The following is a 15,030-nucleotide window of genomic DNA, read 5'->3' as shown; positions in this document are numbered from 1 at the left end:
TTTGATGGAGACACCATCGGTGGCCGCGGCGGGGGCGGGGCGACCGATCCCAGCCACGACTCGACGAGGATGAACAGACCGTGAGTGCCCCCGTGCAAGGCTCCGAGCGTCGAGCCAGGCACATGACGGCGCGCCGCGGCAAGCATCGTGGGCACGACGCGGGCGACAGCTTCAACAAGGGTTTCACCGCGCTCGGCGAATTGGCGCTCGCCGGTGTGCAGGTCTCTGCGAGAGCGGTCGACCTGGCGACGGGCGCCGTGCTGTTCTCGGTCGACGATCACGTCGTCATGCCGACGGCATCCATCGGCAAGGTGCTCCTGCTCGTCGAGGTCGCCGCTCGACTCGAGTCGAGGGAGACCAGCCCGCTCAGCCTCGTCGACCGGCTGCACACCGACGCGGTCGGCGACTCCGGCATCTGGCAGCACCTCGCCGTGCCCTCGCTGCCGCTCGCCGATCTCGCGGCACTCGTCGGCGCGACGAGCGACAACCTCGCCACGAACGTGCTGCTGCGACGCATGGGCCTCGACTCGGTCAGCGCGCGCACACAGCAGCTCGGGCTCACCAGAACGGCCCTGCTCGATCTCGTGCGCGACCACCGCGGTCCCGACGACGCACCTCAACTCTCGGTGGGCAGCGCCAAGGAACTGACATGGCTGTTCTCGGCACTCGCGCGCGGCGAGGTGGTGGATGCCGGCACGAGCAAGCGCGTGGTCGCCTGGCTCTCGCTCAACCATGACCTTTCGATGGTGGCCGGTGCGTTCGGCCTCGACCCGCTCGCGCATCGCGGTCCCGACCACGGCGTGCTTCTGATGAACAAGACCGGATCGGACCTCGGCGTGCGCAGCGAGGTCGGCGTGCTCCGCGGTCCGCGGGCCGGCGTGACCTACGCGGTGTCGACGCACTTCGATGACACGGATCTCTCAGCGAGGCTCGTCGTGCTCGACGGGATGCGCGCGGTCGGGCGCGACCTGCTCGAATACGTGCACTGAGGCATCCGCCGGCTCGTAGAAGCCATATGCTTGCCGCGGCATATGCGAATGGTCCTGTAACGTAAACCCCCATTACGGGGCAGGCGTCGTTGGCTGGAAATCAGCGGACGTTGGCTGCGTGCGCGTGTAAGCGTTTTGTAAAGATTTGGGACAATGCGTGGCCTTGTCGTTGCGGCCCGTCTTGACCGTCGTCTAGCGTTCACCACATTGCAACCGTGCAAGGCAGGGGTCCGACACGCCCCTTCACTGAGGTGAAAGGCAATACAACATGGCATCGAAGAGGATCATCGGGGCGGTGGCCGCAGCAGCAGCGGTCATGCTCCTGACGGCTGGGTGCGTCAACCAATCGTCGACCGGCGGATCGACCAGCAGCGCTGCAAGCAAGGTCGACCTGCCAGCACAGACCACGATCAGCGTCCCGAAGGACGCTGTGCTCCCTGCCGGTGACGGCAATGCGAAGTGCAGCAGCGGCCTCACCCTCGCCTACATCGGTGCGGAGACCGGCCCGAACGCTCAGCTCGGAATCAACATCTACAACGGCGTGCAGCTCGCGATCGACCAGCACAACAAGGCCAACCCCGGTTGCCAGGTGCAGTTCAAGAAGTTCGACACCGAGGGCGACCCGACCAAGGCCACCGGCCCGGTCACACAGGCCGTCAACGAGAAGGACATCATCGGCGTCGTCGGCCTCCCGTTCTCGGGTGAGTCGCAGGCGACCGGCGGCATCTTCGAGCAGGCCGGCCTGGTGCACATCACCGCATCGGCGACGAACCCCGGACTGACCAAGAACGGTTGGACGACGTTCTTCCGTGCACTCGGCAACGACAACGTGCAGGGGCCGGCAGCGGCCACCTTCATCACGAAGGAGCTGAAGGACAAGAAGGTCTACGTCGTTCAGGATGACTCGGACTACGGCATCGGCCTCTCGACTGCCATCCAGAAGTCACTCGGTTCCGATGTCGTCGGTACCGACAAGGTGACGACCGGTCAGAAGGACTTCTCGGCGACGGTCAGCAAGATCGTCAACGCCAAGCCCGACGCGGTGTTCTACTCCGGCTACTACGCGGAGGGCGCGCCGTTCGACCAGCAGCTCGTCAACAAGGGCTACAAGGGCGTGTTCGTCGGCCCCGACGGCGTGAAGGACGACCAGTTCATCAAGCTGGCCGGCGACGCATCGAACAACGCCTACTTCACCTGCCCCTGCATCCCCGGTGAGCTGATCAAGTCGTTCTCCGACCAGTACCAGTCCGCATTCAACGCGGCACCCGGTACCTACTCGATCGAGGGTTACGACTCCGCGACGATCCTGCTTGCGGGCATCGACAAGGGCAACACCGATCGCAGCAAGCTCAAGGACTGGGTCAAGAGCTACAACGCGGACGGCCTGAGCAAGCACTACCAGTGGGACTCCGTTGGTGAGCTCGCCAAGTCGACGGTCTACGGCTACAAGGTCGACAACGGCAAGATCGTGTCGGTCGGCGTGATCGGCTAAACGAAGCAGAGATATTCAGCCGCGCCGTGGGGCGGTGAGCTTCCGCCCCACGGCACGGTCATGCTTGACCCGAAACTGCCGAAACCCGACGACGCGGTCGGAGTTCGACACGGCACCGGAAGAACCACATGCTCGCAACTCTGTTTTCCCTGTCGGCCGCCCTGCCGGCATCCGTCTCAACCGACAACAGCTGGATCAACTTCGACGTCACGTCGCTGCTCCAGAATTTCTGGCCGGCGACGTTCGACGGACTCACGTTCGGCGCCATCTACGCGCTGATCGCTCTCGGTTACACGCTCGTCTACGGCGTGCTCAACCTCATCAACTTCGCGCACTCCGAGGTCTTCATCATGGGGTGCTACGGCGTGGTCTTCACGCTGACCAGCCTCGGCTTCGGACCGAACGCCCCGAACCTCTCGATCTGGGCGATCATCTTCAACCTGATACTCGCAATGCTGGTCGGCATGGTGTTCTCGGTCGTGACCGCGTTCGTCGTCGAACGGGTGGCGTACCGGCCGTTGCGTCGCAGAGGCGCATCCCGGCTCGCATTCCTCATCACCGCGCTCGGGGCGTCGTTCTCGATCCAGTACCTGATCTTTCTGGTGCGCGGCAGCAACGCGGAGCCCGCGGTGACGATGTTCATACCGACGCCGATCTTCCAGGTGTTCGGCGCCATCATCGACAGCCAGCAACTCACGATCGTGATCGCCGCGATCGTGATGATGGTGGCCACCGACCAGTACATCCGGCGTACTCGCGTCGGGCGCGGCATCCGTGCCGTCGCTCAGGATCCGGACACCGCGACGCTGATGGGTGTCAACAAGGACCGCATCATCGTGACGACGTTCGTGATCGGCGGCATCCTCGCGGGTGCTGCCGCGTTGTTCTATGTGATGAAGGTGCCGAGCGGCGTCATCTACAACGGTGGTTTCGTACTCGGCATCAAGGCGTTCGCGGCGGCCGTGCTCGGTGGCATCGGCAACGTGCGCGGCGCTCTGCTCGGTGGTCTGTTGATCGGCGTGATCGGGAACTACGGTCAGCTGCTGCTCGGTGACTCGCAGTGGACTGACGTCGTCGCGTTCATCGTGCTGGTGCTGGTTCTGCTGATCAGGCCCTCCGGTCTGCTCGGGCAGACTCTCGGAAGGAGCCGCGCATGAGCGAGCAGACTCCCGTGCGCACGACGCGGGCGGTTCAGCTGACCGAATCCCGCGAGGCACTCGGCGGACGCAAGCAGTTCCTCGGCGGCTGGCGCCGGCGGTGGAACCGCATGGCTCGTTGGCAGCAGTGGCTGTTCCTGATCATCGTGCTGGCTGCGGTGTATTACCTGCCAGTCGCCAACCCCTGGCTCATCACGACCGAACCGGGCAACGACTTCCCGATCGCCTGCTTCCAGATGGCGGTCTACGCACTGGTTGCCGTCGGCCTGAACGTCGTCGTCGGATTCGCCGGGTTGCTCGACTTGGGGTACATCGCGTTCTTCGCGATCGGCTCCTACACGGCGGCGTTCTTCACGTCTCCGGACTCGTCGCTCATCCACATTCCGTACCTGTGGACGCTTCCGCTCGCCCTCGGCATCGCCATGCTGTTCGGTGTGGCGCTCGGACTTCCGACGCTGCGTCTCCGGGGCGACTACCTGGCCATCGTGACGCTCGGCTTCGGTGAGATCATCCGCATCCTGGCGACGATCATCCCCGCCGCACGCGGGCAGGTCGGATTCAAAGAGGTCGGGCATCCGCCGGGGACCGCCTCCGATGGGCAGCCGATCTTCTCCGTCTCGAACGGCGTCCCGTGGTACTGGCTGGCGGTGACGGTGATCATCGTCATCCTGCTGCTGGTCGGCAACCTCGAGCGCAGTCGGGTCGGCCGGGCGTGGATCGCCATTCGTGAAGACGAGGACGCGGCGGAGATCATGGGCGTTCCGACGTTCAAGTTCAAACTGTGGGCGTTTGCCATCGGCGCGGGCGTCGGCGGTCTCTCGGGCGCACTGTTCGCCGGTCAGGTCGGCTTCGTGAACAACCAGAAGTTCGACGTGGCGACATCGATGCTGTTCGTCGCGGCCGTCGTGCTCGGCGGCTCGGGCAACAAGGTCGGGGCGATTCTGGGTGGCGCGATCGTTGCATACATCCCGCTGCGCTTCACGGCCATCGCCGACTACAAGTACCTGATCTTCGGCATCATCCTGATCGTGTTGATGATCTTCCGCCCGCAGGGGCTGGTCGCCGCCAAGGCGCATCTGCTCACGTACTCGCGTCTTGCGCTCGACAAAGTGAGCGAGTTCAGAGCCGCGAGGGTGGCATCCGAACAGGAGAAAGCGGCGGCAGCCGAAGCGGCGAAGGGGGTGCCGAATGAGTGAGCCACGCGACGAGAAGCGCGAACGCGTTCCTGTCGAGAACGATCCGAACCTCGGGGCCGTTCCCGAGTCGGTCCCCAACGAAGGGCCGGCGGATGCCGACCTCACCGACATCGGACCCGACCCGACTCCCGAGGCCGACACGGACGTGCCAGACGAGGCGGAACTGGCGGAGGTGCTCGCCGAAGCCGGCATCGACGAGGAGGTCGCGGAGGCCGCGGCATCCGAGCGCGAGATCGCCGTCGAGGTGGGCGAGAAGATCATCGAGGTCAAGGCGGTGACCGTGAAGTTCGGCGGCCTCACCGCGCTCGACGACGTGACCTTCCACATCAATCGCGGCGAGATCCTGGGACTGATCGGCCCCAACGGCGCAGGCAAGACCACGGCCTTCAACGCGATGACCGGGGTCTACAAGCCCACCAGCGGCGATGTTCTGCTCGAGGGCAAGTCGATCAAGGGCAAGAAGCAGCACAGGATCACCAGGGCGGGCCTCGCACGCACGTTCCAGAACATCCGTCTCTTCGGGGAGATGACGGCGCTCGAGAACGTCGTGGTCGGGTTGGATGCCCGCCACAAGACGAGCGTGCCCGGCGCGCTGGTGCGCAGCCCGCGCCACTACCGCGAGGAGAAGTCGGCGGTGGAGCGCGGTATCGCGCTGCTCGAGTTCGTCGGGATCGCCGAGTCGGCGAACACACTCTCGCGCCACCTCCCCTATGGAAGCCAGCGCCGGCTGGAGATCGCGCGTGCGCTGGCGACGGACCCGAAGGTGCTCTGTCTCGATGAGCCGGCCGCCGGGTTCAACCCCGCGGAGAAGGACCAGCTGATGGATCTCATCCGCACGATCCGTGCCGACGGGTACACGGTGCTGCTGATCGAGCACGACATGCGCCTGGTGATGGGCGTCTGCGACCGCATCGTGGTGCTCGAATTCGGAAAGAAGATCGCGGACGGATCGCCTGCCGAGGTACGTGCCGACCAGCGCGTGATCTCCGCCTACCTGGGAGAGCCGGATGACGACGCTGCTTGAACTGAAGGATGTCGTCGTCGGCTACGGCCGCATCGAGGCGCTTCACGGTCTGTCGTTCTCCGTCGAGGAAGGCGAGATCGTCTCGCTGATCGGCGCGAACGGGGCAGGCAAGACCACGACGATGAAGGCGATCTCTGGCCTGCTGAACCTGAGCAAGGGATCGATCACCTTCGACGGCGACGACATCAGCAAGGTCAAGGCCCACGTCAGGGTCGCGAGAGGCATCTCGCAGGCGCCGGAAGGCCGCGGGATCTTCCCGGGCATGACGGTGCTCGAGAACCTCGACATGGGCACCTACGGTCGCAAGGACCGCACCGGTGTCAAAGAGGATCTCGAGAGGGTCTTCACGCTGTTTCCGCGTTTGCAGGAGCGTCGTACACAGGCGGGCGGCACGATGTCGGGCGGCGAGCAGCAGATGCTCGCGATCGGCCGTGCGCTGATGGGGCGGCCGCGACTCCTCCTGCTCGACGAGCCGTCGATGGGGCTCGCGCCGCAGTTCATCAAACAGATCTTCCGCATCATCACGGAGATCAACGAGCAGGGCACGACGATTCTGCTCGTCGAGCAGAACGCGAACCAGGCGCTGGCACGCGCCCACCGCGCATACGTGCTCGAGACCGGCACAATCACGCACTCCGGCACGGGCCGCGAGCTCCTCAGCGACACCGCGATCAAGGAGGCCTACCTGGGCGTCGCGTAGCTGCCAGCAGGGCAGCGGCTCAGCCGCGAGAGCTCAGGAAGGCGTCCTCGGCGGCGTAGTCGAACCAAGCATCCGCTCCGTAACGGAGCACCAGGTGCGGGAACAGTTCTCGCCACGAGATCTGCCTGCGTTTGGCGCCGTCGACGACGTCGACGATCCACTCGATGTCGTCGCGCACGGAGCGGTGATAGGGCGCCGGCAGCACGAAGCCGAGTTCGTCGCGTGCCCGTGCCGTGCTCAACACGACGGGCGTCGGCGTCGACCACGGCGTGCTGCCTACCCCATGGTCCGGCGCGCCCGGCACCGGGATCAGTTCGAGCTCGTGGCCCATCGCGTCGAACACCGCGCGGGCGATGTCTGTCACCGACACATCGTCGTCGGCCACGTTGAGCACGCGTTTGCCTGGCTGTTCACCGCAGAGCCTCGTGACCTCTGCGATCGCGGAGGTCGATGTCGGGTTGAACCGGCTCTCGCCTTCGTACGCCAGCACCGCGTGGTCACGTCGATCGCGCACCCGCGCCACGAAATACCACTCGCGCAAGGCCTCGCTGAACGGTCCGTGCACGGCTCCTGGGCGCAGGATGCTGACCGGCAGGTCGTCGACATCCATCAGCGCCCGTTCGAGCTGCGCCTTGAGCACCCCGTACGTCGGTGGACCATCGATCACCGTGGGCTGCGTCTCGTCGATGGGCACGGCGAACCGCGGGAATCGCGCCTCGTCGGAAGCGCCGTCGATGTTGCGACCCTCGGCATCCCGATACACCGCGGCCGTCGAGATGACGACGATCGAGCCGACGCACCCCGCGAGCTTCGCGAGTTGGTCGGCGTGCTTCGGTTCGTAGGCGATCGTGTCGAGCACCAGGTCGTTGCCGTCGGCGAGCTGCACGAGGGCATCCGTGTCGTCCCGATCGACGCGCACCGTCGTCACGTCGAGTTCGGCGAGTGATGGGTCCCCTCCGTGCACACCGCGATGGCCGACGAGAACCGACCAGCCGGCCTGGGCCAGATGTCGCGCGGCCGCCGAGCCGATCTGGCCCGTGCCGCCGACGATGAAAGCCGTCTTGCCGAATTCCATGCATCAACGCTAGATGGCGGCGGTCGCCGAAGCGAGGGCTTCTGCCCGGCGCAGAGAGGGCGGAGGCGCGCTATTGCGGCGCGACCGGGGTGGTGACCGTGAGCAGGTGCACCGCGCTGTTCTGGCACGCCGTGAGATTGGATGCCTTCACGAAGACGGACCGAGTCGAATGCGGCGGGTAGACCCGCAGTCCGTCCGCTGCGAGTGGCTGGCATTCGGCCGAGTCGTAATTGCCGGCGAATGCGATCTGAAGGTTCGCGACGACGACCGAGTTCGGCTGGAGTGTGTTCTGCACGATCGGTTTCGAGGTTGCCCAGTCGGCGGCGGCGCCGAGCTGCGTGCCGTTGCCCTTGCCGACGAACGAAACTCCGGGAAAACCGTGCAGTTCGCATGGCGATGACGAGGTGTTCGTGAACGTGATGGGCACGTATTCGCTGCCGGCCGTCCCGTCGAACGTGCCGAGCGTCACCGACAGATCGTCGACTGTGCACATCGCAACATTGCCGCCGCTCGTCGATGTCGACGTAGGCGTTGGGCTCGTCGTCGTGCTGGGGGCGGTCGGTGTGACGATCGGGCTGGCGGTCGGCGAGATCTTCGTCCCCTGGGCGAACACGAGCGAGGTCACCACGACGACCAGCACGACCACCGCGACCGCGAGCACGATGATCGCGATCGTGCGGCCCCGGATGCCCCGCCGCGCCTTGTTCGGATCGTCTGGGCCGCCGCTGCCGTCCCCCGAGCCTCCGCCGTCGCCGAAGGGCTCCGGGAATCCCTGCTGATCGCTCATGCCCCCATCGTGCAGCAGATGAGGCGGTGCATGCTGGCGAATCGCCAGGACACGCGCACTCACCCAACTCGGTGCGGGCGGTCAAGCGGCTCGGCGGGACTCCTCTGCAGCCTGCTCGCCCGAGGTGACGAGCGGGATCGGGGCATCCTGAGCCTTCGCCCGACGCCCGCCCACGTTGCCCACGACACCGGCGGCCACGGCCAGCAGCACGAGCACCACGGAGCCGATCTCGATCGCGGCCAGCAGGCCGGACGACGTCGCGATCACCCCGAGGGCAAGGGCGGCGATCGCCTGCACGAGGTATCCGACCGTGTAGACCGCCGAGATCACGGCAGCACGGTGGTGGGCGGGCGCGCTCGCGGTGACCATCCCCAGCCCGCCGGAGAACAGCAGACTGTAGCCGGCACCCGTCAGCACAGAAGCGATGACGAAGAAGATGAGGGAGTGGACCAGTCCGGCACCGACCAGAGCCGCGAGGCCTGTGACCATCGCGATCGGGGCGAACGCCAGCGACATGCGGGGCCGTAGTCGGCGGGCCAGGATCGCCACAACGCCGATCGCGACGGCCGAGACCGAGATCACGGCACCGTTGATGAACGCGTCGCCCGAGCCGATCAGCTGCTGTGCGACCTGCGCCCCCAGAGCCAGGAAGACCGATCCGACGGCGAACGCCGTGGAAACGCCCAGCGCGGCGGCGGCGAACTCGCGACGGATGCCGGCAGGGACCCTCGGCGCACGGGGGCGCCACCGGCCGATGCTGGTGTCGCGAGTGCGTGGAAGGAATGCGACAGCCGCGCCCACCAGCACGGTCACCACGAGCAGTACCCAGAACGTGAGATGCAAAGGGAACGGGGCATGCTGCACGAGCAGCCCACCCACGAGGGTGGCGAGAGCGAGCCCTGTCGCGGTGGCCGCCGTCGTCACGGAGCTGGCGCGAGGCGCGCGCTCGGCACCGCCGAAGTCGATCATCGCCGCCGTTGCGGGACTGAGTGACAGGCCGACGCCGATGCCCATCAGAGCGCGGCCGATCAGTACGGCGGTCAGGTCGCCGGCGAGGCCGAACGCCACAGTACCCGCGGCGAGGAGCACGAGCCCGAGCAGGATTGCCGCTCGCCTGCCGATGTGGTCGGAGAGGTTGCCGAACACGAGCAGCGTCGGAATCAGTGCGATCGGGTAGATCGCGAAGATCAGCGTGCCGGCAGCTGCGCTGAGGTGCCACTGGGCTTCGTACAACGGGTACACGATCGTCGGCGCACCACTGGCCCAGAGCGCGAGGCCCGCCACGGCTGCGGCTGTCCAGAACGATGCACGTGGTGAAAGGGAAGTCATGCGATGAACGTACACCTCTGGATAGGAAAAACCAACTAAGGTAGGATCATCGTTATGAAACAACCCACCGAGGTCAACCAGCGGTGCTCCATCGCCCGTTCTCTCACCGTGCTCGGTGAGAAGTGGACGTTGCTCGTGGTGCGTGACGTGAGGCTGGGTATCACCCGGTTCAGCGACATCAGGGCGAGGCTCGGAGTAGCACCCGACGTGCTGACCGATCGCCTCGGCAAGCTCGTGGAACTCGGTGTTCTGGAGCGTCGCACCTACCGTGCGGACGGCGCACGCGCCCGCGACGAATACGTTCTCACGCCCGCCGGAGACGAGCTTGCACCTGTGCTCGCCTCGCTCTCCGAGTGGGGTGACAAGCACCTGCCGACCGGTTACGCACCATCGACGCGCTATGTGGAGGCCGAGAGCGGACGCCTGCTCCACCTCGCGTTCGTCGACGAAGACGACCACCCGGTGCCGCTCGACGACGTCGTGGTCGAACGGGGATCAGGCGCGATCGGAGTGCCTGCCGGTTAGCCCGCATGCCGGAGAAGCCCGGCCGCTCCGATAACCCTCAGGCCTTCGCGGCAGCCTCGAACTCGCTGTCGAGCAGTCCGAAGATCGCCACGTCGTGCCACTCACCGTCGATGTGGTCGCGCTCGCGCAACAGCGCCTCGCGCGTCATGCCGAGAATGTCGCAGAGGCGAGCGGATGCCTCGTTCGCGGCATCCAGCTCCGCATAGACGCGGTGGGCGCCCAGCTCGCCGAACGCGATTCCGAGCAGCGCGGTCGTCGCCTCGGTGGCGTAACCCCGACCGTGCACGGCCGGGTGGAACACCCAGCCGATCTCGACCTGCGCATCTCTCGCGCTCTTCACGGAGATGCTCACGTCGCCGATCACTCTGTGGTCGTCGGACCCGTCTGTCGCACAGAGCTCGACGGCGAAGATCAGGCCGTCGCCGTCGTGCGTGAGCCGTTCGAGGGCGATGCGCTTCTCGAGATTCTTCGCTGGCTCGTCGTGGTCGTGCGCCTCCCAGCGGAGGTAGCGCACCACGTCGGTGCGCTTCTGGTAGTTCTCGCTACGGTGCTCGAGGTCGCTCTTGGTGAGCGGACGCAGCCTCAGCCGCTCCGTTCGCAGCTCGCGGGTCTCGAAGGGCAGCGCCAGCAACCCGGCGTCGCTTTGCGTCGTCTCAGTGCTCATGCTGCCAGTCTCCTCGTCGTGCACGTCATCGTGCTCCGTCGTCCAGGTCAGGATGCCCGGCCCTCGTCAGCAACGATACGCAGCCCGGGCGCTGCTTCCGAATCGAGCCCGAACACGGCGTTCACGCCGGCGACGAAGGTGTCGGCGTCGCCGTCGCGCGACAGTTCGCGCGCCTGGAGCGATGGTGTGTGCAGGAGCACGCCCGCGAGGTGTCGAAGCGCGGCCTCCGTCTGCTGCGAGGAGTCGCCGCGGGCGCGCGCCCGCTCGATCTCGGCATCCACGAGGCCGAGCACGTGGGAGCGCAAGGCGACCAGCGCCGGCTCCGCGGCCCGCTCGTCGCCCTTCGCGGCGAACTCGGCAGCCGCACCGTTCACGATGGAGCGTGCCCGCTCCGTCGCCTTGAAGTCTTCAAGTGGTGCGTGCAGTCCGATGGTCTCGAGGTCGAGAAGCTCTGTGCCGGTGACCCAGGCGACATCGCTGTCGACGTTGCGAGGAAGTCCGAGGTCGACGATCAGGCGATGCACGACGGCGTCGTCGAGTCGGCTCGCTCGCTCGACGAGCTCGCGGTCGAGCAACACGGTCGGCGCGACACTGCACGTGACGACGAGCTGGGATGTCGCGATCGCCTCGACGAGCCCGTCACGATCGACCGCCTCGATATCGTGCTTGATCGCAAATGCCCCAGCGCGACCGGTGCGCGACCACACCCGCACCTCCTGCGCACCACGGTCGCGCAGCGCCTTCAGGCTCGCCGCAGCGTAGTTGCCCGTGCCGACGAGCAGGATGCGCGCGCTCGCCCAGTCTGCGATGCGGCTCTCAGCAAGTTCGAGTGCCAGTCGCACGATCGAACGGCCGGCCGAGCCGACCTTCGTGCCGTTCTTCACGTCGCGCGACACACGAGACGCGTTCTGGAACAGCCGCTCGAGCTCGCGGGTCGCACTGCCGTTGGCACGCGCCTTCTCGAGGGATCGCCGAACCTGGCCGGCGATCTCGCCCTCGCCGATGACCAGCGACTCGAGTCCGCTCGCCACCGAGAACAGGTGATCGGCCACCGCGTTCTCGTGGACAACGACGGTGGATGCCTCGAGCTCGTCGGCCGGCACCCCCGTGATCGTGCTGACGGTGTCGAGCACGAGGGCAGAGGCATCCGCACGGGCGGCATCCGTCACGTCGAGGTAGGTCTCGAAACGGTTGCACGTGGCCAGCACGACGGAGCCCGCGAAGGCATCCGTGTGCTCTCGCAGTGCCGAGTCGACGTCGTCCGCGTGCCGCTCGAGCCGCTCGAGCAGCTCGAAATCGGCCGTGCGGTGACTTGCGGTGAAGCAGAGAAGCACGGGTTAGATCGTACGCCGCTGAATCTGTGCACATTGACGGTCAAGAGTTTACGATAATGAGGAACCCTCATTTCGGGGCGTCTTCGGTGAACGGAGAGTGCCGTGGCCCCAGAACCGCAGAGACCGGCGTCGAAACCGGTCGCTCGACGGGTGGTGCGCGCACTTTTCGCTGTGGCGCTCGGGGTCGCCATGGGGGTGCCCGCGCTCGCCACGGCCATCGTGCCGGACGCTTCGGCGTCTGGGACCCAAGGGCCGCCGGCCGGTATGAATCAGGTCGCCATCGGGACGCCCGGGAACGACGCGCCGTCTGTCGCCGTTGCGCAGACCGGTGCCTCCCGGGCCGGCGTCGCTGCTGTCGTACCGGCCGGCCTATCGGGAACCGGCGGCCGTCCGCAGCCGGCACCGTTCCGCGTCACTTCGCCCGCTGACGGGGCGGTGCTCACGGGTCCGGTGACCACCGTCTCGGGTACCGGAGGTGGCCCGAGCACTCCGGTCGTGGTCTTCGTCGACCACCACTACTGGTGCACGACCGGTCCGCTGCGTGACCTCTCCTGGTCGTGCTCCGGCCCGGCCGTGTCCGCCGCCGGCGTACACGTCATCGACGTGCTCCGGCTCGCCTGGGGCGATTGGTTCGGGCGGTCGACCTTCACGATCACGCCCCCACCTCCGACCCCCGCGGCACCACGGATATTGAGCATCGACGGCGAGACGGGCGGAGCGATCTCGGTCGGCGCATCAACGGTGAAGGGTGGTGTCGAGATCGCCGGCATCGCCGTGTACGACCCGAACTACGCGGCACAGGTGTCCGTCGCGAGCGCCGGGGGCTCGTGCACGTCCGACGTCTCGCCGGACGGCCGGTTCGGCTGCACGCTGCCGGACCCCGGTGTCGGCACGTTCACCGTCTCTGTGACCGAGACGATCGCGGACGTGCCGTGCGGGACATCCGTTCACCTCACCATCATCGATGACACGCTCGTGCCGCCGGTCGCCCCGAGCGTGATCAGCGTGGCCGGAGTGACGGCGGGAGTCGAGACGGTGCAGGCATCCGCTCTCGCTTCGGGACTTGTCGTCTCGGGCGTCGCGGCGTACGACCCGAACAATCCGGCAACCGTGACGGCACACATCGCGGATGCCGACACATCCTGCTCCACGACCGTCGCCTCCGACGGCGGTTACAGCTGCACGCTGCCCGCACCGGCCGTCGGCACGCACGAGCTCACCGTGACCGAGACGATCGCCGGTGTCTCCGATGAGAAGACGATCAAGCTGGTCGTCACCGCCGAGCCGGTTGTGGCGCCGGCGCTGCTCAGGTTCGGCTCGTGGTCGCTTGCCGTCACGGACGGCCTAGGGGTCGACCTGAGCTCGCATAACGTCACTCCCGGCGAGACCATCAGGGTGACCGGGCACGGGCTCGGCGCAGCAGCGACCGTGGTGATCGAGCTCCATTCGACGCCGGTCGTCCTCGCCTCCCTCGACGCGACGGGTGGTGAGTTCGCACGCTCGGCGACGATCCCCGCCGACACCGAGATCGGCGATCACACGCTCGTCGTTCTGGTCAGTGCTCCTGGGTATGCGGACGACGAGCGCGACATCCCGATCACGGTGAGCCCTGCGGATGCCGTCGCAGCGGCTGCACCGACGCCGATCGCCTCCCCTCCGGCGACGATCCCTCCATCGCCCGCTCCGACTCCCGAGCAGAAGGCGAGCGGCGACGCCCCGACCAAGACGTACCAGGTGCACAACACCGCGAAGCACGACCCGAGCTACAAGACGATCCTGTCGGCGCTGCCGAGGATCGAGGACATCCGACTCGGGCCGCCGCAGCTCGTGGCGGCCGGCAGTCTGATAGCGGGACTCGTGTTCCTGATCGCGCTGCCCGCGATCCTGCTCGAAGCGACGTTGCGCGAGAACTACGACAGGATCTTCCGGTGGGCTGGGCCGGTGCGGCGGGTGTTCCGTCCGCTCGGAACGCGCATCACATCGCACACGACGGGGTTCTGGGCGTGGGTGACGCTCTACACCCTGATCGTCGGGTTCATCCTGTCGTTCGCCGACCCCAAGGTCGCGCCCGACCTGACCTCGCTGCGCCTCGTTCTGGCTCTCGTCATCGCTCAGGTCGTGCACGATCTGGTGCTCGTGCTCATCTCGGGACGCCTGGCGAGGTCGTCCCTTCACATGCCGGTGACGCCGGTGCTGCGACCGGGCGGGCTGATCTTCGTGGTGGCCGGCGTCATCCTGACGCGTGCCCTCGGTCTCGAGCCGGGAGTGCTCTTCGGCGCATGGCTCGTGCTGATGGCGCTGGGGAGCAGCGAGCGCCAGCGCGGCAGCCTCGCACTGTTGCGTGCGGCGGTTCTGGTCGGCGTCGGTCTGATCGCGTGGGCGGGTTACAGCCTTCTCGCCGGGGGCGAGGAATCGTTCTGGTCGCTGCTCGGTGTCGAGTCGCTCTCGGCCGTGATGGTGGGTGCGCTCAGCGAGCTGGTGATCGCCATGCTTCCGATGGCGTTCCTCGAGGGCCACGAGATCTGGGAGTGGTCGAAGCGGGCCTGGTTCGCCACCTACATCGTGGTTGCCGCGCTCTTCGCGATCATCGTGTTGCCCCAACCCGAATCGTGGATCGAGCTGCGCGCACCCACGATCGTGCTCGGTGCCGTCTTCGGATCGTTCGGCGTGCTCTGCATCGGGGTGTGGGCGGCGTTCCGCTTCACGACGTCGAAGGTGCAGCTGGAACGCGAGGAGGAGCGCGACGCCGCTGGGTGAA

13 protein-coding genes are annotated in these 15,030 nt (G+C 66.8%); 8 read left to right on the top strand and 5 right to left on the bottom strand.

Annotated elements, in window-relative coordinates:
- Positions 1 to 122: 122 nt before the first annotated feature.
- The 6 genes from MJ603_RS00275 to MJ603_RS00250 all read left to right on the top strand — a co-directional run bounded on the left by MJ603_RS00275 (position 123) and on the right by MJ603_RS00250 (position 6,558).
- Positions 123 to 989, top strand: a complete 867-nt coding sequence (locus tag MJ603_RS00275) for a class A beta-lactamase-related serine hydrolase (protein ID WP_279238681.1) — start codon at positions 123 to 125, stop codon at positions 987 to 989.
- Between the two features lie 268 nt (positions 990 to 1,257).
- Positions 1,258 to 2,481 (top strand): branched-chain amino acid ABC transporter substrate-binding protein, encoded by a 1,224-nt coding sequence (locus MJ603_RS00270; protein WP_243061667.1) that lies wholly within the window; start codon positions 1,258 to 1,260, stop codon positions 2,479 to 2,481.
- A gap of 128 nt (positions 2,482 to 2,609) precedes the next feature.
- The gene (locus MJ603_RS00265; RefSeq protein ID WP_243061666.1) at positions 2,610 to 3,638 is read left to right on the top strand and encodes a branched-chain amino acid ABC transporter permease; all 1,029 of its coding nucleotides are present in this window, start codon (positions 2,610 to 2,612) and stop codon (positions 3,636 to 3,638) included.
- Positions 3,635 to 4,834 carry a branched-chain amino acid ABC transporter permease gene (locus MJ603_RS00260; RefSeq protein ID WP_374230771.1) on the top strand — a complete coding sequence of 400 codons (1,200 nt, stop codon included), beginning with the start codon at positions 3,635 to 3,637 and terminating at the stop codon, positions 4,832 to 4,834. Before MJ603_RS00265 ends, MJ603_RS00260 begins: the two co-directional genes overlap by 4 nt.
- A complete protein-coding gene (locus MJ603_RS00255; protein WP_279238567.1) occupies positions 4,827 to 5,858 on the top strand; it encodes an ABC transporter ATP-binding protein in 1,032 nt (343 codons plus the stop codon). Before MJ603_RS00260 ends, MJ603_RS00255 begins: the two co-directional genes overlap by 8 nt.
- On the top strand, positions 5,851 to 6,558 hold the full coding sequence (locus MJ603_RS00250) for an ABC transporter ATP-binding protein (protein WP_374230832.1): 708 nt from the start codon (positions 5,851 to 5,853) through the stop codon (positions 6,556 to 6,558). Before MJ603_RS00255 ends, MJ603_RS00250 begins: the two co-directional genes overlap by 8 nt.
- Before the next feature lie 19 nt (positions 6,559 to 6,577).
- Here MJ603_RS00250 and MJ603_RS00245 read toward each other — a convergent pair whose 3' ends face one another.
- The 3 genes from MJ603_RS00245 to MJ603_RS00235 form a co-directional block, all read right to left on the bottom strand.
- A complete protein-coding gene (locus MJ603_RS00245) occupies positions 6,578 to 7,633 on the bottom strand; it encodes an NAD(P)-dependent oxidoreductase (protein WP_243061664.1) in 1,056 nt (351 codons plus the stop codon).
- 70 nt (positions 7,634 to 7,703) lie between these two features.
- Positions 7,704 to 8,420, bottom strand: coding sequence for a DUF4232 domain-containing protein (locus tag MJ603_RS00240; protein ID WP_243061663.1), 717 nt, complete (start codon positions 8,418 to 8,420; stop codon positions 7,704 to 7,706).
- Positions 8,421 to 8,501: 81 nt separating this feature from the next.
- Positions 8,502 to 9,749 (bottom strand): MFS transporter, encoded by a 1,248-nt coding sequence (locus tag MJ603_RS00235; RefSeq protein ID WP_243061662.1) that lies wholly within the window; start codon positions 9,747 to 9,749, stop codon positions 8,502 to 8,504.
- 54 nt (positions 9,750 to 9,803) lie between these two features.
- Between MJ603_RS00235 and MJ603_RS00230 the strand changes: the two genes are divergently transcribed.
- Positions 9,804 to 10,274, top strand: coding sequence for a helix-turn-helix domain-containing protein (locus tag MJ603_RS00230; RefSeq protein ID WP_243061661.1), 471 nt, complete (start codon positions 9,804 to 9,806; stop codon positions 10,272 to 10,274).
- 37 nt (positions 10,275 to 10,311) lie between these two features.
- Here MJ603_RS00230 and MJ603_RS00225 read toward each other — a convergent pair whose 3' ends face one another.
- Both MJ603_RS00225 and MJ603_RS00220 read right to left on the bottom strand, forming a co-directional pair.
- Positions 10,312 to 10,938: a GNAT family N-acetyltransferase gene (locus tag MJ603_RS00225; protein WP_243061660.1), complete on the bottom strand. Its 627-nt coding sequence runs from the start codon at positions 10,936 to 10,938 to the stop codon at positions 10,312 to 10,314.
- Positions 10,939 to 10,985: 47 nt separating this feature from the next.
- The gene (locus MJ603_RS00220; RefSeq protein WP_243061659.1) at positions 10,986 to 12,272 is read right to left on the bottom strand and encodes a glutamyl-tRNA reductase; all 1,287 of its coding nucleotides are present in this window, start codon (positions 12,270 to 12,272) and stop codon (positions 10,986 to 10,988) included.
- A 102-nt stretch (positions 12,273 to 12,374) separates the two neighbouring features.
- On the opposite strand from MJ603_RS00220, the gene MJ603_RS00215 reads away from it, so the two are divergent.
- Complete coding sequence (locus MJ603_RS00215; RefSeq protein WP_243061658.1) at positions 12,375 to 15,029, top strand: hypothetical protein; 2,655 nt, start codon at positions 12,375 to 12,377, stop codon at positions 15,027 to 15,029.
- Position 15,030 lies beyond the last annotated feature (1 nt).

Source organism: Humibacter sp. RRB41 (genome assembly GCF_022761015.1).
In the GTDB taxonomy this organism is placed as follows: Bacteria; Actinomycetota; Actinomycetes; order Actinomycetales; family Microbacteriaceae; genus Humibacter.
This window is presented reverse-complemented; position numbering and strand designations above follow the sequence as displayed.

Bases quoted from the DNA above. Each gene is read 5' to 3' on its own strand.
- MJ603_RS00275 (WP_279238681.1), top strand. From the start codon at position 123: ATGACGGCGCGCCGCGGCAAGCATCGTGGGCACGACGCGGGCGACAGC.
- MJ603_RS00270 (WP_243061667.1), top strand. From the start codon at position 1,258: ATGGCATCGAAGAGGATCATCGGGGCGGTGGCCGCAGCAGCAGCGGTC.
- MJ603_RS00265 (WP_243061666.1), top strand. From the start codon at position 2,610: ATGCTCGCAACTCTGTTTTCCCTGTCGGCCGCCCTGCCGGCATCCGTC.
- MJ603_RS00260 (WP_374230771.1), top strand. From the start codon at position 3,635: ATGAGCGAGCAGACTCCCGTGCGCACGACGCGGGCGGTTCAGCTGACC.
- MJ603_RS00255 (WP_279238567.1), top strand. From the start codon at position 4,827: ATGAGTGAGCCACGCGACGAGAAGCGCGAACGCGTTCCTGTCGAGAAC.
- MJ603_RS00245 (WP_243061664.1), bottom strand. From the start codon at position 7,633: ATGGAATTCGGCAAGACGGCTTTCATCGTCGGCGGCACGGGCCAGATC.
- MJ603_RS00240 (WP_243061663.1), bottom strand. From the start codon at position 8,420: ATGAGCGATCAGCAGGGATTCCCGGAGCCCTTCGGCGACGGCGGAGGC.
- MJ603_RS00235 (WP_243061662.1), bottom strand. From the start codon at position 9,749: ATGACTTCCCTTTCACCACGTGCATCGTTCTGGACAGCCGCAGCCGTG.
- MJ603_RS00230 (WP_243061661.1), top strand. From the start codon at position 9,804: ATGAAACAACCCACCGAGGTCAACCAGCGGTGCTCCATCGCCCGTTCT.
- MJ603_RS00225 (WP_243061660.1), bottom strand. From the start codon at position 10,938: ATGAGCACTGAGACGACGCAAAGCGACGCCGGGTTGCTGGCGCTGCCC.